This is a genomic window from Sphingomonas trueperi (genome assembly GCF_040545965.1).
Taxonomy (GTDB): Bacteria; Pseudomonadota; Alphaproteobacteria; order Sphingomonadales; family Sphingomonadaceae; genus Sphingomonas; species Sphingomonas trueperi_C.
This window is the reverse complement of sequence record NZ_JBEPMV010000007.1, coordinates 245,137-261,387: the sequence shown is the minus strand read 5'-3', so window position 1 is coordinate 261,387 and position 16,251 is coordinate 245,137. Positions and strand designations below refer to the sequence as shown.

The 16,251-nt window shown below is 67.2% G+C and carries 20 protein-coding genes; 8 read left to right on the top strand and 12 right to left on the bottom strand.

Annotation, left to right across the window (positions count from 1 at the left end; all coding sequences use genetic code 11):
• Positions 1–119 precede the first annotated feature (119 nt).
• Positions 120–512, top strand: a complete 393-nt coding sequence (locus ABIC35_RS19130; RefSeq protein WP_183049351.1) for a hypothetical protein — start codon at positions 120–122, stop codon at positions 510–512.
• Positions 513–582: 70 nt separating this feature from the next.
• Positions 583–1,074 carry a nucleoside deaminase gene (locus ABIC35_RS19125; RefSeq protein ID WP_121075709.1) on the top strand — a complete coding sequence of 164 codons (492 nt, stop codon included), beginning with the start codon at positions 583–585 and terminating at the stop codon, positions 1,072–1,074.
• Here the strand turns inward: ABIC35_RS19125 and ABIC35_RS19120 are convergent.
• From ABIC35_RS19120 to flgC, 9 genes are all read right to left on the bottom strand, one after another.
• Positions 1,071–1,388, bottom strand: coding sequence for a DUF3325 family protein (locus ABIC35_RS19120; protein ID WP_121079251.1), 318 nt, complete (start codon positions 1,386–1,388; stop codon positions 1,071–1,073). The two genes, ABIC35_RS19125 and ABIC35_RS19120, sit on opposite strands and share 4 nt — an antisense overlap.
• Positions 1,385–2,875, bottom strand: coding sequence for a PepSY-associated TM helix domain-containing protein (locus tag ABIC35_RS19115; protein WP_121075712.1), 1,491 nt, complete (start codon positions 2,873–2,875; stop codon positions 1,385–1,387). The genes ABIC35_RS19120 and ABIC35_RS19115 overlap by 4 nt, the downstream gene beginning before the upstream one ends.
• Positions 2,872–3,171 (bottom strand): ketohydroxyglutarate aldolase, encoded by a 300-nt coding sequence (locus ABIC35_RS19110; RefSeq protein ID WP_121075715.1) that lies wholly within the window; start codon positions 3,169–3,171, stop codon positions 2,872–2,874. The genes ABIC35_RS19115 and ABIC35_RS19110 overlap by 4 nt, the downstream gene beginning before the upstream one ends.
• Before the next feature lie 8 nt (positions 3,172–3,179).
• Complete coding sequence (locus tag ABIC35_RS19105; protein ID WP_121075718.1) at positions 3,180–5,270, bottom strand: TonB-dependent siderophore receptor; 2,091 nt, start codon at positions 5,268–5,270, stop codon at positions 3,180–3,182.
• Positions 5,271–5,371: 101 nt separating this feature from the next.
• Complete coding sequence (gene flhB, locus ABIC35_RS19100) at positions 5,372–6,445, bottom strand: flagellar biosynthesis protein FlhB (protein WP_121075721.1); 1,074 nt, start codon at positions 6,443–6,445, stop codon at positions 5,372–5,374.
• A complete protein-coding gene (fliR, locus tag ABIC35_RS19095; protein WP_121075724.1) occupies positions 6,445–7,203 on the bottom strand; it encodes a flagellar biosynthetic protein FliR in 759 nt (252 codons plus the stop codon). Before fliR ends, flhB begins: the two co-directional genes overlap by 1 nt.
• Positions 7,200–7,463: a flagellar biosynthetic protein FliQ gene (locus tag ABIC35_RS19090; RefSeq protein ID WP_066722503.1), complete on the bottom strand. Its 264-nt coding sequence runs from the start codon at positions 7,461–7,463 to the stop codon at positions 7,200–7,202. Before ABIC35_RS19090 ends, fliR begins: the two co-directional genes overlap by 4 nt.
• A 17-nt stretch (positions 7,464–7,480) precedes the next feature.
• A complete protein-coding gene (locus ABIC35_RS19085) occupies positions 7,481–7,804 on the bottom strand; it encodes a flagellar hook-basal body complex protein FliE (RefSeq protein ID WP_093293581.1) in 324 nt (107 codons plus the stop codon).
• A 12-nt stretch (positions 7,805–7,816) separates the two neighbouring features.
• Positions 7,817–8,224, bottom strand: a complete 408-nt coding sequence (flgC, locus tag ABIC35_RS19080) for a flagellar basal body rod protein FlgC (protein ID WP_121075727.1) — start codon at positions 8,222–8,224, stop codon at positions 7,817–7,819.
• A gap of 116 nt (positions 8,225–8,340) precedes the next feature.
• Here flgC and ABIC35_RS19075 point away from each other — a divergent pair, with 116 nt between their 5' ends.
• The 3 genes from ABIC35_RS19075 to fliP are packed head-to-tail and all read left to right on the top strand — an operon-like array spanning position 8,341 to position 9,993.
• Positions 8,341–8,577: a FliM/FliN family flagellar motor switch protein gene (locus ABIC35_RS19075; RefSeq protein WP_121075729.1), complete on the top strand. Its 237-nt coding sequence runs from the start codon at positions 8,341–8,343 to the stop codon at positions 8,575–8,577.
• Positions 8,578–8,591: 14 nt separating this feature from the next.
• Entirely contained in the window at positions 8,592–9,245 is a 654-nt protein-coding gene (locus ABIC35_RS19070; protein WP_354278557.1) for a flagellar biosynthetic protein FliO, read from the top strand.
• On the top strand, positions 9,238–9,993 hold the full coding sequence (gene fliP, locus ABIC35_RS19065) for a flagellar type III secretion system pore protein FliP (protein ID WP_121075735.1): 756 nt from the start codon (positions 9,238–9,240) through the stop codon (positions 9,991–9,993). The genes ABIC35_RS19070 and fliP overlap by 8 nt, the downstream gene beginning before the upstream one ends.
• 190 nt (positions 9,994–10,183) lie before the next feature.
• Here fliP and trpS read toward each other — a convergent pair whose 3' ends face one another.
• The 3 genes from trpS to secB form a co-directional block, all read right to left on the bottom strand.
• The gene (gene trpS / locus ABIC35_RS19060) at positions 10,184–11,188 is read right to left on the bottom strand and encodes a tryptophan--tRNA ligase (RefSeq protein WP_121075738.1); all 1,005 of its coding nucleotides are present in this window, start codon (positions 11,186–11,188) and stop codon (positions 10,184–10,186) included.
• 106 nt (positions 11,189–11,294) lie between these two features.
• Positions 11,295–12,863: a murein biosynthesis integral membrane protein MurJ gene (gene murJ, locus ABIC35_RS19055; protein WP_121075741.1), complete on the bottom strand. Its 1,569-nt coding sequence runs from the start codon at positions 12,861–12,863 to the stop codon at positions 11,295–11,297.
• A 79-nt stretch (positions 12,864–12,942) separates the two neighbouring features.
• Positions 12,943–13,446 (bottom strand): protein-export chaperone SecB, encoded by a 504-nt coding sequence (gene secB, locus ABIC35_RS19050; RefSeq protein ID WP_121075744.1) that lies wholly within the window; start codon positions 13,444–13,446, stop codon positions 12,943–12,945.
• A gap of 161 nt (positions 13,447–13,607) precedes the next feature.
• On the opposite strand from secB, the gene ABIC35_RS19045 reads away from it, so the two are divergent.
• From ABIC35_RS19045 to ABIC35_RS19035, 3 genes are read left to right on the top strand one after another with little or no spacing between them, the layout of a single operon-like run.
• Positions 13,608–14,252, top strand: coding sequence for a Tim44/TimA family putative adaptor protein (locus ABIC35_RS19045; protein ID WP_121075747.1), 645 nt, complete (start codon positions 13,608–13,610; stop codon positions 14,250–14,252).
• Between the two features lie 8 nt (positions 14,253–14,260).
• The gene (gene mltA / locus ABIC35_RS19040; RefSeq protein ID WP_121075749.1) at positions 14,261–15,628 is read left to right on the top strand and encodes a murein transglycosylase A; all 1,368 of its coding nucleotides are present in this window, start codon (positions 14,261–14,263) and stop codon (positions 15,626–15,628) included.
• Positions 15,625–16,230 carry a Smr/MutS family protein gene (locus ABIC35_RS19035; RefSeq protein WP_121075752.1) on the top strand — a complete coding sequence of 202 codons (606 nt, stop codon included), beginning with the start codon at positions 15,625–15,627 and terminating at the stop codon, positions 16,228–16,230. Before mltA ends, ABIC35_RS19035 begins: the two co-directional genes overlap by 4 nt.
• Positions 16,231–16,251: the final 21 nt, after the last annotated feature.

Genomic DNA, 16,251 nt, shown 5'->3' with positions numbered 1-16,251 from the left:
GCATCGGCGAACTGCTTGATCGCTTCCCGCCCTGCCAATGTGCCAACTTCTTCCAGGCCGCTGGATATCAACGGTCAATGTGAAATTGCTCTAGCATGGGACGTACGAAGGAGATCCCGATGCTGCTCTCTCTATTGACGGTCGCGAGCCTATCCACTGCCGCTGTGGTACCGGCAGGCGCGCCGCAAGCGGGGCAGTGCTGGTTCGATGCGATGTCCGAAGCGCAGAAGCGCGACCTCGTCTATGGCTACATACAGGTCAAGAAGACGCGCGGGGATGTGGCTGCGAGCGCGTGGGCGAAGCAGCAGCGCGCGGCCTATATGGCGGCGGCCGAGAAGGCGGGGACTTGCCGCACAGCTGACAAAGCCCCGGCGCCCGAGCAGGAAGCCCGCGCGGCATCCGCGACCAAGAAAGGCGATGAATCCTGCAAGCGCCTTGAGCTGGAAAATGTGAATGTGCCCAATCCCGGCGGCTCGATGGGCTATGCGCTGATCTACGTCTGCAAGGACTGAGCACTTCCCTTTGAGGCTGGCGGCGAACGCCGCCCTTGCGCGTTGCGCTCTCGATAGGGAGCCCAATGCTATGACACAAAACGACGAACAGTGGATGCGGATGGCGATCGAGGTGGCGCGGTCGAAGGGATCGGATCCGTCCACCTCGCCGCTCGGCTGCGTGATCGTACTCGACGGCAAGGTGCTCGCGGCCGAGCGCAACCAGACACACGAGCTGCCCGATGCCACCGCCCATGCCGAGATGATGGCGATTCGCCGCGCCTGCGAGAGCACGGGCGAGCTGGAGCTGCGCGGGGCGACGCTCTACTCGACGCTGCAGCCCTGCGGAATGTGCACCATGGCGTCGATCTGGTCGAAGGTCGGCCGGGTGGTCTACGGCGCCGGGCGCGACGATGTGCATCCGATGTATTTCGAGGCAAAACACGTCGATACGCTGAGCTTCATCGGCGATGCTTATCGAGACGACATCGTGATCGAGGGCGGTTGCCTCGCCGCCGAATGTGCGACGCTCTATTATCCTCCCGATGCCGAATTGCCGGTGGAGGAACAGGCCAATCTCTAGCGGAGCAGCCCTGCGAGGATGGCGAGCGCGCCCAGCAAAGCTGCGGCGCGGGCGAGGCGGACGTCATAGGTCAGCCCCAGCAGGACGAGCGCTGCACTGAACGGCAGCACGCCGCCCCAGGTCACCAGTGCCGTCGGCCAGTCGGATGCGGCGAGGCTGGCGGCGAGCGCTGCCAGCAGCAGCGCCCACCCGGCGATCCGCAACCGGGTGCTCGACACCCGGCGTTCCCATGCCCCCAGAAGCACCGGCGCATGGCGGGGCATGGCCGCGGCGAGCGCGAACATGCCGAGCAGCGTGAGGCCGGCGGCGATCATGCGAGTTGCTCGCGCGTGCGGCGGCGGATCGGCGCCGGCCGGGGGCGCCATTGGTGAAAGCCCAGCCAGCCAAAGGCGAGGGCTGCGGCTAGCAGGGTGAGGCTCACGCTCGCCTGCACGCTGTCCGCGAAGGCGCCGCCGGGGAGCGCAGCTGCCGCGCAGCCGAGCGCAAGGAGGGTGAGGAGCAGCGGCCAGCTTCGCTTCGGTGCGAGCACGGCGCCGACCGCCAGCGCCGCAGCAGCGCTCCACAGCGCCACCGACACTTCGGCACCAGCGCGATCGGCCATGCCGAGCGGCAACAGCCGGTTGGCCAGCAGGAAGGCGACGCAGCCGATCGGCACGCCCGCCAGCACGCCGGCATTGAGCCGCTCGACGATGCGGTTGCCGAGGCTGAGCGGCGCGCGCTCGCGGCGCTTGACCACCCACAGCACCATGCCGCTCGCCACCGCCAGCGTCAGCATCGCGCCGCAGAGGAAATAGAGCCAGCGCGTCGCCAAGGGCGCGAAGCGGGCGAGGTGGAGGCCATAGGCCACGCCATAGGTCTGCAGCGCCGGACGGTTCTCGGTGAAGTCGGCGAGGACGCGGCCGCTGGTGCCGTCAAAGCTCACCGCACCGGCGGCATAGGCGATCTGACGCGCATCGTCGCGGAACATGGTGACCACCGCGGCCGCGTCGCCCGGATGCGCGATCGTCACCCGGCCCACCGGCTTGCCAAGCCGCCGCTCGGCCTCCGCCAGCATCGGTGCCAGCGGGGCGAGCGGGGCGAGCTTGCCCACGGCGGGGCGGTCGATCTGGCCCGGCTGGAAGGCCTGGAACATCGCCGCCATGTCCTTCCCGTAATTGGCGCTGATCGCCCAGGGCATGTTGAGCGTCGCCAGGGTCAGCAGGCCGGTGAAGCTGATCATGAGGTGGAAGGGCAAAGCGAGCACGCCGACCGCATTGTGCCCGTCCAGCCAGGAACGCTGGCCCTTGGCCGGGCGGAAGGTGAAGAAGTCCTTGAAGATGCGGCGATGGGCGATGATCCCGGTGATCAGCCCGAGCAGCAGCACCATTGCCGCGAGCGAGGCGAGCAGCCGCCCCCAGGGGAAAGGCAGCTGCAGCTCGAAATGGAGCCGGTAGAAAAATTCGCCGCCCAGCGTTTCGCGCGGCGCGGGCGCGCCGGAGACGGGATCGAGCGCGCGATAGACGAAGCCGGTGCCGGGGTCATAGGTCGCCTCGACCGTGTTCATCCGGTCGTTGGGCAGCGTCAGGTACCAGCCGAAGGATTTAGGCGCATTCTTGCCGAGCCATGCGCTGGCGGCCGTGAGTGCGGTGGCGCGATCGGCGGTCGCGATGGTCTCGGGGCGCATCCAGCGGCCGATCTCGGGCTTGAACACGCTGAGCGTGCCGCCCAGGCACATCACGAACAGCACCCAGCCGAGCAGCAGCCCGGTCCAGCCATGCAGCCACGCCATCGCCTGGCGGGCGCCGTCGCGCACCGCGCTCATGCCGCGGGCGTCCCGGCGGCCCAGGCGATGCCGGCGAGCAGCGCGGCGGCGGCGAGAATGCCGCCAAGCGCGCGCAGGGGGCCGGGGGCGAGAAACGCCCAGATCGTCGCTACGGGGGCGACGAGGAAGGCGAGCATCGTCGCCGGCACGATCGCGTCGAGCCGGGGGAGGGGCAGGGTGCGCGCCGCCGCCGCGGCGAAGCACGCAGCGACCAGATAGGCGCCGAGGCTGCCGGCCACCGCGCGCGTTGCGATGTTCGCCCGATAGCCCCAGCCTCTGCGGACATGCACCCCCATGGCCAGCCTCAGTAGCTGAAGCTGATGCTGCCGAGCACGCTGCGCGGCGGTGCGTAGAAGGCCTGACCCCACATCACGCTGCCCAGATAGCTGCTGTCGGTCACGTTGCGGACGTTGATCGCCGCGCGGACGTGATCGACCAGGCGGATGCTCGCCATCAGGTCGAGCACGGCATAGTCGTTCTGGGTCACGGTGAAGTCCGGGCTGCGGATCTTGTTCTGCCAGCGCAGCTGGGCACCCATCTTGAGGTCGCGCAGCTCGGGCACCGTGTACGTCGTGGCGAGCTTGAGGCTCTTGGTCGGGATGAACACGCGGGCGGGGTTGCCGGCATTGTCCTCGATTTCGAGCCCGGTATAGCCGCCGCTGATCGTCCAGTTGTCGGTCACCTTGCCGGCCAGTTCGATCTCGAAGCCGCGCGAGGTGGTGTCGAGGCCGCTATAGTAGCTGCTGCCCGGCTGGCCGGTATCGCCGGGGCCGAAGGTGCCCGCAAAGGTTGCGAGGTTCTTCTGCTTGGCGCGGAACAGCGAGGCGGTGGCATAAAGCCGGCCGCCGAACCATTCGGTCTTGAACCCGCCCTCGATGCTGGTGCCGGTCACCGGGGCGAGCCGCCGGCCGGTCCGGTCCACCTCGATCTGCGGATTGAAAATGTCGGTATAGCTTGCGTAGAAGGAGACGTTCTTGGTGAGGTCATAGGTCAGCCCGGCATAGGGGCTGACCCGGCTGTTCTTGCGATACTGGTCGGCGCCGTAGGAGATGCCGCTCGACTTGAGCCAGGTCGCGCTGCCGCCGACCACCGCCTTCAGCCGATCGGTGACGTTGAGGTGCGCGGCACCGTAGGCGCGGGTCACCTCAGTGCGGCTATCGGCCTTGAGCGTGATCGGGCCGGTCCCGGGATCGGCGATCACCGCGCTCGAAAGGTTGGGCACCGCGGGATAGGCGACCAGGCTGTTGCCGGTGCCTTCCCATTGGCGGTTGTCGAGCCGTCCGGTCGAGACGCCGAACGCCAGCTGGTGCTCGCGCCCGAACAGGTGGAGCGGGCCCGAGGCGGTGAAGTCGCCGAGATACTGGTCGGTCTCGGACGGATAGGCGCCGACCTGTCCGACGATGCCAAGCCCGGTCGCCTTGTCCGGTGCCAGGAAGGCGTAGAGCAGCCGCGCCTGCTGCTTGTTGTTGCTGTAGGTGAACACGCCCTTGGCCTGCCAGCCCTTGCCCAGATCATAGGCGAGCTCGCCGAACGCGCGCTGGTCGGTGGTGTCCCAATAGGTCCAGGGCGCCGAGGTGGTCGCCGAGCGTGCATAGGGGATGCGGCTGCCATCGGTATAGGTCAGCGGCAACGCCCCCCAAAGCACGCCGTCGGCATCATTGTCCTGGCGGCTATAGCCGACCGTGGCGGTGAGCTGCGGCGTCACCTTCCAGTCGGCGATCAGGCCGTACACATTGCGGTTGACGTGGTTGTAATCGAGATAGCTGTCACGCTGCTCATGCGCGTAGATCGCGCGGACGCCGACCGTGTCCGTCACTGGCACCGACACATCGGCTTCGCCGCGCCAGCGGTTCCACGAACCCGCCTGCGCCGTGGCGGTCGCCTGCAGCGTGTCGGTGGGGCGCTTGCGGACATAGTTGATCGTGGCGGACGGGTTGCCCACGCCGGTCATCAGCGCATTGGCGCCGCGGATCGCCTCCACCCGTTCGAACAAAGCGGTGTCGAGGTCCCCGTACTGGATGCCATAGGGCAGCGGCAGGCCGATCCCGTCGATCTGGAAGCTGTTAATGTCGAAGCCGCGCGAGTTGTAATAGGTGCGGTCGCTCTCGACGCGCTCGACATTGATGCCGACGGTCTGGTCGAGCAGGTCGTTGATGTTGGTGAGCTGAAAATCGCGGATCCGCTGCTGGTCGATGATCGTGATCGACTGCGGCGTCTCGCGCGGGGTGAGGGTGAGGCCGGTGGCGCTGCGCGAAGGCTGCGCCGCCACGCCGGTCACCACGATCTGGTTCTGCTGGTCGTCGCTGTCGGCGTTGCCGTCCGTGCCCGCGATGGCGACGCCTGGCAGGGCGAACAGCGCGGTGGTGAGCAAGGCGGTGCGAAGCGACAGGTGCATGATCCGGCAAATCCCTTTGGGTCTCGTTCTCTGGCCGAGCCTTTAGGGATGCTGTGTATTGCGAGTCAATCGCATTATCAAATTTAAGGTCGGAATCGGCCTCAGCGCAGGCCGCGTGCGATCCGCAGCACGTAGCTGATCACCTCGGCCACGGCGGCGTAATGCTCGACCGGGATCGGCTGGTCGAGCTCGGCGCTGGCATAGAGGGCGCGGGCGAGCGGGCGGTTCTCGACGAGCGGGATGTTGTGCTCGGTGGCGATCTCTCGGATCTTCAGCGCGATCGTGTCGACGCCCTTGGCCACCACCACCGGCGCACCCATGCTGCCATGGTCGTACTGGAGCGCGATGGCGTAGTGCGTCGGGTTGGTGATGACGACGCTGGCCTTGGGCACGTTGGACATCATCCGGCTGCGCGAGCGCTGCATCTGCATGCTGCGGATCTTGGCCTTGATCTTCGGGTCGCCCTCGCTCTGCTTGTATTCGTCCTTCACTTCCTGAAGGCTCATCCGCATGCGCTTCATGAAGGAGCGGCGCTGCCAGACGAAGTCGAACAGCGCGAGTGCGCCGACCAGCGTCGCGATCGGACGGAGCATCGAATGAACGATGTCGCTCGCCGCCGCGCCGGTGTCGATCAGGTCGGCGCCGACCAGCCGGTCGATCGTCGCGGCATGCGGCCAGGCGATTGCCGCGCCGATGCCTCCGACCAGGCAGAGCTTGGCGAAGGTCTTGAAGAACTCCACCATTGCCTGCTTGCCGAACATGCGCTTGGCGCCGTTCATCGGGTTGAGCTTGTTCCACTTCGGCTTGATGCGCGACCAGCTGATCATCGGTCGGCCCTGGAGCACGCCGCCGAGGATGGCGAAGCCGAACAGCGCGGCGAGGATCGGCGCGAGCGCCGTGCCGACCGCGCCGAACAGCCCGGTGGCGAAGCTTTGCGAGCCGTCTGGCTCGAAGCGGAAATCGTCTGCACCGCCCCAAAGCCGAACGAACAGATTGCCCAGCTGCTGGATCGTGTAGGTGCCGAGACCGCCCATCACCACCAGCGCGGCCACGAACATCGCGGCATGGCGCATTTCGGGCGCCATCGGCACTTCGCCGCGCTTGCGCGCGTCCTCGAGCTTCTTGTCGGTAGGTTCCTGGGTCTTGTCGTCCGAATCGTCGCCGCCGCCTGCCATCACCAGCCCTTTTGCAGCACGTCACCCATGGTCTGGGTGAAGAAGGTGAGCATGGTACCGATGGTGGTGATCATCAGCGCGACGCCGAGCAGCAGGTTGAGCGGCTGGGCGATGAAAAACACCTGGATCGCGGGTGCGACGCGGGCGGCGAGGCCGAGCGCGACGTTGAAGACAATGCCGTAGACGAGGAAGGGTGCGGCAAGGCTGATGCCCAGCGTCATCGAACGACCGATCGCCTCGACCGCCAGCTCGGCGAAATCGTGCATCGGCGGCATGCCGCCGATCGGGAAGGTCTGGTAGCTGTGGACGATCGCGCCGAGCCACAGGTGGTGCACCTGCATGCTCATGCACATCAGCGCGGCGACGATGCCGACCATCTTCGACAGCATCGGCGCCTGTCCGGACTGCGAAGGATCGAAGATCACCGCGGAGGACAGGCCGATCTGAAGGCTCATCAGCGAGCCCGCCATCGATATGGCGAAGAACAGGATCTTGACGATCATCCCCATCGCCAGCCCGGTGATCAGCTCGGTCACGAGGATCGCGGGGAGCACGGCGCCGGCCTGCACCGCGGCGCGGGCGGGTGCACCGATCAGGCAATAGATCGCGAACGACATGGCGAAGGCGATGAAGAGGCGGATGCGGCCTGGGATCGCCTCTTCGCCGAAGACGGGGAGCAGCATCAGCACCGCCCCGACCCGCGCGAAGACGATGAAGAAGGCCGAGACCTGCAACGCGAGATCGGGGGGGACAATCATCCGTGGATGATCATGTCGCTGATCTTGGCCATGAACTGACCAAGGGCCTGCCCGATGGTGGGCAGCATCAGCAGGAACACCAGCCCCATCGCGACCAGCTTGGGCACGAAGGTGAGGGTGGTTTCCTGGATCTGGGTGAGGGCCTGGAGCAGACCGACGAACACGCCGACGATCAGCGACGTCAGCAGCAGCGGCCCGACAACGGTGAGAATCAGCATCAGCGCGGATTCGGTGAGGCTGATCAACTGCGCGGGCGTCATGTCGCGGCCTGCCTTCGTCAGATCTGCATGCGCATGATGTCGGTATAGGCACCGACGACGCGATCGCGCACCGCGACCATGGTGTCGAGCGCGGTCTCGGCGGCGCCGATCGCGGTGACGACGTCGATCAGATCGCCCTTGCCGGCAACCTGCTTGGCCGAGGCGGCCTCCGCGCTGCGCAGCTTGTCGGCAGTGCCGCCGACGAGGTTTTCGACCATCGCGCCGAAGCCCGACTGCTGGTCGTCACCGATCTCGCCGCCGCCGGCAGCCTTGCTGAGCGTGTTGCCGATCGACGCGGCGCGGCCATAGGCCTTGCTGGCGTCCAATGCTCCGATGGACATGATCCGGATTCCTTACTTGAGCAGGTCGATGGTGCGCATCGTCAGGCTCTTGGCCGCTTCGATGGCGTTGAGATTGGCTTCGTAGCTGCGCTGCGCCGCCTTCATGTCGGCGGTTTCGATCAGGCCGTTGACGTTGGGACGCAGCACATAGCCCTGCGCGTCTGCCGCCGGGTGGCCCGGCTGGTAGACCTTCACGAAATCCGATTGGTCGTTCTGGATCGACTTCACCTTCACGCCGGTGCCGCCATTGGCGCGGTCCACCGCCGCCTGGAAGCTCACGACCTTGCGGCGATAGGGATTGCCGCCCGGGGTATCGGCGACCGAATCCTGGTTCGCGAGATTTTCCGCGATCGTGCGCATCCGCAGCGACTGCGCGCGCAGACCCGAGGCGGAAACGCCCAGCGAAGCATCCAAATCCATTGTTGATCCTCCACGAGCCTGAAAGCGGCCCACGCCATCATTGTAGGCAAATTTTGCCGGGCTGGGCGTCGGGGGCGGAAAAAAGGTTCCTATAAGTCAGGGGGAAAGGGAGACGCATGTCCGTACTCGATGGAATCATGATCGAAATGTCGGTGGTGCTCGGTTCTACCGAAGTGCCGGTCCGGCAGATCCTGCAGATGAGCCGCGGGGCGATGATCCCGCTGGATTGCGGGCAGGACGATCCCAGCATGGTCTATGTCAATGGCGAGCTGGTCGCGCTGGGCCGCATCCTCGTCGACGGCGAGGTCATGTCGCTCGAAATCTCCGAACTCGTAAAGAAGTCGCGCCACTAATGGATCTCTTGTCGATGCTACGTACGCTGGGCGCGCTGGGCCTGGTGTTGGGGATGCTGGCAACGGCATTGTGGGTTGTTCGTCGCTATGATCTGAAGTTGCCGGGCCGTGTGGCCGGCGGGGGACGCAAGCGGGTGGAACTGGTCGAGCGGCTGGCGGTCGACGCCAAGCGTTCGGTCGCGCTGATCCGTCGCGACGGGTGCGAGCACCTGATCTTCATCGGCCCCGAGGGCCATGCCACGATCGAGACCGGCATCGTCGCGCCGCCGCAGCCGGTGGCGGAGGCGACCGCAGCTGCCGATGGCTCGGCCAAGATCGAGGACGATCTGGCGGTGCTGAAGGCGGGTGTCGCCAAGCTGGCCGGCAAGCTCGACTTCAAGGCAATGGTGGAGCGGGTGCGCCCGGACGCTGCCCCGGGGGCCGAGATTGCGGCGGAGAAGCCCGTGGAAGCACCGGTCGTCGCTGCTGCGGCAGAGCCTGTGCCGAGTCTGCCGCTGGCGGCGAACGATGCCGAACCGGATGCGACAGTGGAAGCCGAAGCCGAAGCCGAGCCCGTCGCTGCGGAGCGCGCTGCTCGCCCGCGCGCCCGTGCGCAGGCCCGCACTCGCATCCCGCGCGACACCACGCGCTGGAACAAGCGCGCGGTGCGTGAGGCTCTTAATGCGTAAACTGCTTGCCGCGGCCGCACTGCTGATCGTGCTGCCGGTCGCGGCGCACGCGCAAGCCGTTGCGCCCGCCGCCCAGGCGGCGGCGCAGGGCGCGACCATCAGCATCGGCGGGGAGGGGCCGCTTTCGGCCAAGGCCATCCAGCTGGTGCTGATGCTGACCGTGCTCAGCCTGGCCCCCGGCCTGCTGATGACGGTGACCAGCTTCACCCGCATGGTGGTCGCGCTGTCGCTGCTGCGCACCGGCATCGGTACGCCGGGCGTGCCGCCGAACCCGGTGATCATCAGCCTTGCGCTGTTCCTCAGCTTCTTCGTGATGGCGCCGACCTTCGAGAAGGCGTGGAACGAAGGCGTCGAGCCCTATACCAAGGGCAAGCTGACCGAGGTGGCGGCATTCGAGAAGACCAGCGAGCCCTTCCGCCAGTTCATGCTCGGCCAGGTGCGCGACAGCGATCTCAAGCTGTTCGCCGACCTTGCCAACAAGAAGATCGCGACCCGCGCAGACACGCCGCTGACCACGCTGGCGCCGGCCTTCATGATCTCCGAACTGCGTCGCGCATTCGAGATCGGCTTCCTGCTGCTGCTGCCGTTCCTCGTGATCGACCTGGCGGTATCCGCGGTGCTGATGGCGATGGGCATGATGATGCTGCCCCCGCCGACGATCGCCTTGCCGATGAAGATCATCTTCTTCGTGCTGGTCGACGGCTGGGCGCTGGTCGCCGGCTCGCTGGTGAAGAGCTTCACGCACTGAGCCTACGCCCTCCCTGGCGGGAGGGAGGCGTACCGGATCGCGCCTACTGCGCCTTTCCACAACCTGCCGTCATCCCGGCGAAGGCCGGGATCCATTCGCCTCTAGGGTTCAGCAAGAGCCGATGCGGAGTGGCCAATGGATTCCGGCTTTCGCCGGAATGACGGTCGATGGGTTGGTCAAAGAAGTCCCGTCAGACCTGCAGCCCCACGGCCTGCTGCGCCGCCTTGAGCGTCGGTGCCGCCAGTGCGCTGGCCCGTGCCGCACCGGTGGCGAGCTTGGCGCCAACCTCCGCGCGATCGTCCAGCAATGCGGTGAGCCGCTCGCGGATCGGCCCGAGCACCGAGATCGTCAGCTCCGCCAGCGCCGGCTTGAACGCGCCGAAGCCCTGGCCGGCATATTCCGCCACCACCGATTGCGGATCGCGGTCCGCCAGCGCGGCGAAGATCGTCACCAGGTTGCGCGCCTCGGGGCGTTCGGCGAGCGCATCGAACGAATCCGGCAGCGGCTCGGCATCGGTCTTGGCCTTGCGGCACTTGGCGGCGATCGCGTCGTTGTCGTCGATCAGGTTGATGCGGCTCAGGTCCGACGGATCGGACTTGGACATCTTCGCATTGCCGTCGCGCAGGGACATGATCCGCGGCGCGGCCTTGCTGATCAGCGGCTCGGGCAGCGGGAACAGCTCGACGCCGAAGTCCTGGTTGAACTTCGTCGCGATGTCGCGGGTGAGCTCGAGATGCTGCTTCTGGTCCTCGCCGACGGGGACGTGCGTCGCCTGGTAGACCAGGATGTCGGCGGCCTGGAGCACCGGATAGGTGAACAGCCCGACGCTGGCGCCGTCGCGGTTCTTGCCGGCCTTGTCCTTCCACTGGGTCATCCGGTTCAGCCAGCCCATCCGGGCGGTACCCTGCAGGATCCAGCACAGCTCCGCATGGGCGGGCACGCGCGCCTGGTTGAACAGGATCGAGCGGTCGTCGATGCCGGCGGCGAACAGCGTGGCGGCCATCTCGATCGTCGAGTTGGCGAGCTCCTGCGGGGTCACCGTGCCGGTAAGGGCGTGGAGATCGGCGAGGAAGAACAGGCATTCGCCCCCATTCTCCTCCAGAGAGTCCTGCATCGCGACCCACTGCTTGATGGCGCCCAGATAATTGCCGAGGTGAAGGTTGCCGGTGGTCTGGATGCCCGAGACGACGCGCATGGAAATGTCACTCCGCACCCGGTTGACCGTTCGGCCGTTGGACCGGCCGCGGGTCCATGGCGGCGGGGGTGCTTGCGGCCGCGCGATCTGCCAGGACGCGGGCGCTCTAGCGCGCGGCGCGGCGGCGGACCAGCGCCTTGATGTCCGAGAGCAGGAAGGCGCGGGTGGCAAAGCAGGCGGCGACATAGATCGCGCAGCCGGCGCCGACCAGGATCACGAGCCCGGTATAGCGCTCCCAGATCCGGCCGTTGAGCCACGGATCGAGCAGCCCGGCACCCGCCCAAAGCGCCACGCCCATCAGGATCGCGGCGAGCGCCAGGCGCGGCACGCGGCGGGCGAGCTGCGCGTCCACGGTGAAATGCCCGCGCTTGCGCAGCGTGAGGTAGAGCATCGTCACGTTGACGGTCGAGGACAGCGCCGTCGCGAGCGGCGGCCCGAGATGCGCGATCAGCGGGATCAGCGCGAGATTGGCGGCGATGTTCACGCCCACCGAGATCATCGCCAGCCGCACCGGCGTCTTAGTGTCCTGCCGGGCGTAAAAGCCTGGGGTCAGCACCTTGACGAGGATGTACGAGGGCAGGCCGATCGAGAAGCCGGCCAGCGCCCAGGCGCATTTCACCGTGTCCTCAGGGGTGAAATGGCCGTACTGGAACAGCCCCCGCACGATCGGCTCTGCCGAGACGATCAGCGCGACCATCGCGGGTAGGGTGAGGAACAGAGCCAGCTCCATGCCGCGGTTCTGCGTCTCCATCGCCTCGGCTTCCTTGCCCGCGCCGAGCAGCCGCGAGATGGTGGGCAGCAGGATCGTGCCGAGGCCGATGCCGATCAGCCCGAGGGGCAGCTGATTCAGCCGATCGGCATAATAGATGTACGAGATCGACCCTTCGTCGAGCAACTTGCCCGACAGCGCGGTGGAGATGACGAGGTTGAGCTGCACCGCGCCCGCGCCCACCGCGGCCGGGAGGATCAGCTTCATCAGCCGGCGCACATCATCGTCGAGGCGGGGCAGGCGGGGGCGGAGCGACACGCCGGAGGCGCGACAGGCAAGCGCCAGCCAGCCTAGCTGGAGCAGACCGCCGACCGGCACCGCGATCGCCTGCACCCGCGCGGTCTGATCGGGGGTGCCGTGGAAGAAGATCAGTCCGCAGACCATCGCGATGTTGAGCAGGATGGGCGCTGCGGCATTGACCCAGAATTTGTCGAGCGAATTGAGGATGCCGCCCAGCAGCGAGGCGAGGCAGATCAGCATCAGATAGGGAATGGTGATCCGCGACAGCTGCACCGCGAAGGCGAACTGGTCCGCGGTCGGGTGCTGCTTCTCGAAGCCGCCGGAGAGGACGGCGGTCAGCGGCCAGGCGGCGGCGAGCGCCACCAGCGTCAGCGCCAGCAGCACTACGAACAGGACGGACAGCGTCCGCTCGGCGAAATCATAGGCAGCGCCGCGCTCGCCGTTCACGCCCAGCTTCTGGTTGAACATCGGGATGAAAGCCGATGCGAACGCCCCCTCGGCGAAAAAGGCGCGGAACATGTTGGGCAGGCGAAACGCGACGAGGAAGGCGTCCGACGCGAAGTTCGCGCCGACATAGCGCGCCTGGAGCGAATCGCGGACCAGCGCGAGGACGCGACTGGCGAGCGTGAGACCGCCCACCGAACCCAGGCTGCGCACAAGCTTCATCGAGATTTCGCCGTCCTATCAAAGAAAAGGGGGCGCCACCGGCATGCGGCGCGCCCCCATGATCAGGCTATAGCCCGGTTCAGGCGTGGCCGGCTTCTTCGAAGCCGATCGCGCCTTCCTGCTGGGCGCGCTGCTGCATGTAGATACCGGCGAAGTCGATCGGCTCCAGCATCAGCGGCGGGAAGCCGCCGTCGCGGACCTGATCGGCCAGCACGCGGCGGGCGAAGGGGAACAGGATGCGCGGCGCTTCGCCGAGCAGGAACGGATCGAGCGCTTCCTGGGGGATGTTGCGAAGCGCGAACAGGCCCGCATAGGTAAGGTCGACGATGAACGCCACCTGCTCGCCTGCCTGCGCGCGGACTTCGATCTTCAGCGCGACTTCGTACACGTCCTCACCGACCTTGTTCGAGCCGATGTTGAACTGCACGTCGATCGCCGGCGGCGTTTGCTGCTGGTAGATCGCCGGTGCGTTCGGATTCTCGAACGACAGGTCCTTCACATATTGCGAGAGCACGCCCGCCTGGGGCGCATCGTCCGCGCCGCCTTCAACGCCCATGCCGGCGTAGGTGTCGTTCTCGGCCATCCAACTTTCCTCTTTATGCAGGAGAATTTTGCGCCCCTGGGGCGTTACGGGGCAAGCGACTAGCAGGCGTGTGCCGGTGGTGCAATCGCACGGCCCATCGTACGGTTTGAATCCCGAGGCACGAAAGCCTATGTACTAGAGACGGAGGCTTTGGAGGGCCAGTGTTCTACGTCATTCTGTTCGCGATGGTGGCCGGTTTTCTGGCGCTTCGGCTGTATGCGGTACTCGGCAAGCGTACCGGGCATGAGCAGCCGCTGCCCAAGCCTGCCGAGGAGCGCATCGCCGCGCCGCCCGTAACGCGGACGATCGAGGCGCTGCCCGAGGTCCGCGACTCGGCGAATCGTGCGATCGACTCGGGTGCCGAGACCGGCCTGCGCGCCGTCGTTGCGGCGGACTCGAGCTTCGACGTGGCCAAGTTCCTGGAAGGCGCCAAGTCGGCCTATCGCATGGTGCTGGAAGCCTTTTGGAAGGGCGACGAGGAAACGCTGCGCTTTCTAGTAGACGACGAGGTGCGCGCCGCGTTCGAGCAGGCGATCGCCCAGCGCAAGGCGACGGGTGAGGTGCTCGACAACCGCCTCGTCTCGATCGAGCGCGCGACCATTTCCGAGGCCGGCGTGGAGAACAAGGTGGCCCGCGTCACCGTGCGGTTCGACGCCGATATCGTCGCGCTGACCCGCGATGCCGAGGGCAATGTGATCGCCGGCTCGCTGAGCGATGCGGTGACCACGCACGACGTCTGGACCTTCGCGCGCAAGCTGCGCAGCGACGATCCGAACTGGAAGCTGGTCGAGACCGACGAAGCCTGAGGGGCAGCATGCGTATTATCGGGGGATTGGCGCTCGCGGGCTTGCTCGGCGCATGTTCGAGCGGCATCGTTCCCCCGGAAGCGGGCACGCGGCCCGCGCCGACCCGCCCCGCGCCGACCCGCCCCGCGCCGACGCGACCGGAACCTGCGCCAGAGCGTCCGCGCCCTGGCGCTGTGTTGCCGGAGACGCCGGCAAATCTTCCCGCCCGTCAGCCGACCGCCGCGACGCCGCTGCCCGCAATGCCGGCCGCACCCGTCACCACCGGCGCGACCACCGCGGCGACGGCAGGGCTGGTCGCAGGTCCGGCGATCGAAACTCTGCCGATCACGTCCGAAAATGCGAAGCGCGCGCTCGCCGCGTTCAAGCTCAGCTGCCCGGGGCTGCTGCGGCGCACCGACGCATCGGGTCTAACTACCGGTACCGACTGGACCAACGCCTGCGCTGCCGCGGCAAGCTGGTCGGGTGACGCGGCGCCCTTCTTCGCGCAGTGGTTCGAGACGGTACAGGTCGGCAACGGCGCTGCCTTCGCCACCGGCTATTACGAGCCCGAGATCGCTGGCGTGCGCGAGCGACGCTCGGGCTATGACGTGCCGGTGTACGGCGTGCCGGACAATCTGATCGAGGTCGATCTCGGGCTCTTCTCCGATGCGATGAAGGGCAAGAAGATCCGCGGCCGCGTCGATGGCCGCCAGTTCGTGCCCTATTACGATCGCACTCAGATCGAGCAGGGCGCGCTGGAGGGCCATGCCCCGGTGGTCGCCTGGGCGGCCGACCCGATCGAAATGTTCTTCCTGCAGGTGCAGGGCTCGGGCCGGCTCAAGGGCCCGGACGGGCAGGTGCTGCGTATCGGCTATGCCGGGCAGAACGGCCGCGACTATACCGGCATCGGCAAGCTGATGAAGGATCGCGGTCTGCTCGGCCCGGGTCAGACCTCGATGCAGGGCATCGTCGCGTGGCTGCGCGCGAACCCCGAGCAGGGCCGCGCGATCATGCGCGAGAACAAGAGCTTCGTATTCTTCAAGGAACTGGACGGGGCGGGGCCGTTGGGGGCGATGGGCTATCCCGTCGCCGGCTGGACCAGCGTGGCGGCCGACCCGAAGTTCATTCCGCTCGGCGCACCATTGTTCCTGTCGATGGACCGCACCGATGCTACCGGGCTGTGGGTGGCGCAGGATACCGGCGGCGCGATCAAGGGCGCCAACCGGATCGATACCTTCTGGGGCGCGGGCGACGATGCGCGCGCGATCGCCGGGGGCATGTCCGCGCGCGGTACCGCCTGGCTGCTGCTCCCCAAGGGCACGCTCGCCCGGCTGAATGCGACCCAGCCGGTGGTGCCGCAGTCCACGACCCCCCAGCCCGCGATTCCTCAGCCATGAGCGGGCGCGGGCGCCGCGATCTGGCGCCCGAGGAAGCGGCGCTTTGGCAGAAGGTGATCGCCAGCGTCACCCCGCTGCACGTTCGTGCCGCGCCTAATCGGCCGCCGCCCGAACCGGCACCGCCGCCGATGCCGCAACCGGTTGCCCGGCCGGCTCGCGCGCCGCTCGCCATACCGATCGGCAAGCTCACGCCGACGAGGCCGGCCCGCCCGGCGATCACGCTCTCCACGCCGATGCCCGACACGCACGAGCGCCGGACGCTGGACGCGAGCTGGGACCGCCGGCTGTCGCGCGGGCTGCTGGCGCCGGAAAGTTCGATCGACCTGCACGGGCACAATCTCCACGCCGCTTATGACCGACTCGATGCGGGGCTCGCCCGGGCAATCGCGCGCGGCGACCGCGTGTTGTTGCTGGTCACCGGCAAGCCACCCCGCCCCGAGTCGGAGCGGCCGCACGCCCGCGGCGCAATTCGCGCCGCAGTGGGGGACTGGTTGGCAGCTTCGCGCCACTCCGAAAAAATTGCGGCGGTACGCCAGGCGCATCCACGGCATGGCGGTGCGGGCGCGCTGTACATTGTGTTGCGGCGGCCCCGGTCTTCGTAGAACACCGGGATTTCTTAACTA

Bases quoted from the DNA above. Each gene is read 5' to 3' on its own strand.
- ABIC35_RS19130 (WP_183049351.1), top strand. From the start codon at position 120: ATGCTGCTCTCTCTATTGACGGTCGCGAGCCTATCCACTGCCGCTGTG.
- ABIC35_RS19125 (WP_121075709.1), top strand. From the start codon at position 583: ATGACACAAAACGACGAACAGTGGATGCGGATGGCGATCGAGGTGGCG.
- ABIC35_RS19120 (WP_121079251.1), bottom strand. From the start codon at position 1,388: ATGATCGCCGCCGGCCTCACGCTGCTCGGCATGTTCGCGCTCGCCGCG.
- ABIC35_RS19115 (WP_121075712.1), bottom strand. From the start codon at position 2,875: ATGAGCGCGGTGCGCGACGGCGCCCGCCAGGCGATGGCGTGGCTGCAT.
- ABIC35_RS19110 (WP_121075715.1), bottom strand. From the start codon at position 3,171: ATGGGGGTGCATGTCCGCAGAGGCTGGGGCTATCGGGCGAACATCGCA.
- ABIC35_RS19105 (WP_121075718.1), bottom strand. From the start codon at position 5,270: ATGCACCTGTCGCTTCGCACCGCCTTGCTCACCACCGCGCTGTTCGCC.
- flhB (WP_121075721.1), bottom strand. From the start codon at position 6,445: ATGGCAGGCGGCGGCGACGATTCGGACGACAAGACCCAGGAACCTACC.
- fliR (WP_121075724.1), bottom strand. From the start codon at position 7,203: ATGATTGTCCCCCCCGATCTCGCGTTGCAGGTCTCGGCCTTCTTCATC.
- ABIC35_RS19090 (WP_066722503.1), bottom strand. From the start codon at position 7,463: ATGACGCCCGCGCAGTTGATCAGCCTCACCGAATCCGCGCTGATGCTG.
- ABIC35_RS19085 (WP_093293581.1), bottom strand. From the start codon at position 7,804: ATGTCCATCGGAGCATTGGACGCCAGCAAGGCCTATGGCCGCGCCGCG.
- flgC (WP_121075727.1), bottom strand. From the start codon at position 8,224: ATGGATTTGGATGCTTCGCTGGGCGTTTCCGCCTCGGGTCTGCGCGCG.
- ABIC35_RS19075 (WP_121075729.1), top strand. From the start codon at position 8,341: ATGTCCGTACTCGATGGAATCATGATCGAAATGTCGGTGGTGCTCGGT.
- ABIC35_RS19070 (WP_354278557.1), top strand. From the start codon at position 8,592: ATGCTACGTACGCTGGGCGCGCTGGGCCTGGTGTTGGGGATGCTGGCA.
- fliP (WP_121075735.1), top strand. From the start codon at position 9,238: ATGCGTAAACTGCTTGCCGCGGCCGCACTGCTGATCGTGCTGCCGGTC.
- trpS (WP_121075738.1), bottom strand. From the start codon at position 11,188: ATGCGCGTCGTCTCGGGCATCCAGACCACCGGCAACCTTCACCTCGGC.
- murJ (WP_121075741.1), bottom strand. From the start codon at position 12,863: ATGAAGCTTGTGCGCAGCCTGGGTTCGGTGGGCGGTCTCACGCTCGCC.
- secB (WP_121075744.1), bottom strand. From the start codon at position 13,446: ATGGCCGAGAACGACACCTACGCCGGCATGGGCGTTGAAGGCGGCGCG.
- mltA (WP_121075749.1), top strand. From the start codon at position 14,261: ATGCGTATTATCGGGGGATTGGCGCTCGCGGGCTTGCTCGGCGCATGT.
- ABIC35_RS19035 (WP_121075752.1), top strand. From the start codon at position 15,625: ATGAGCGGGCGCGGGCGCCGCGATCTGGCGCCCGAGGAAGCGGCGCTT.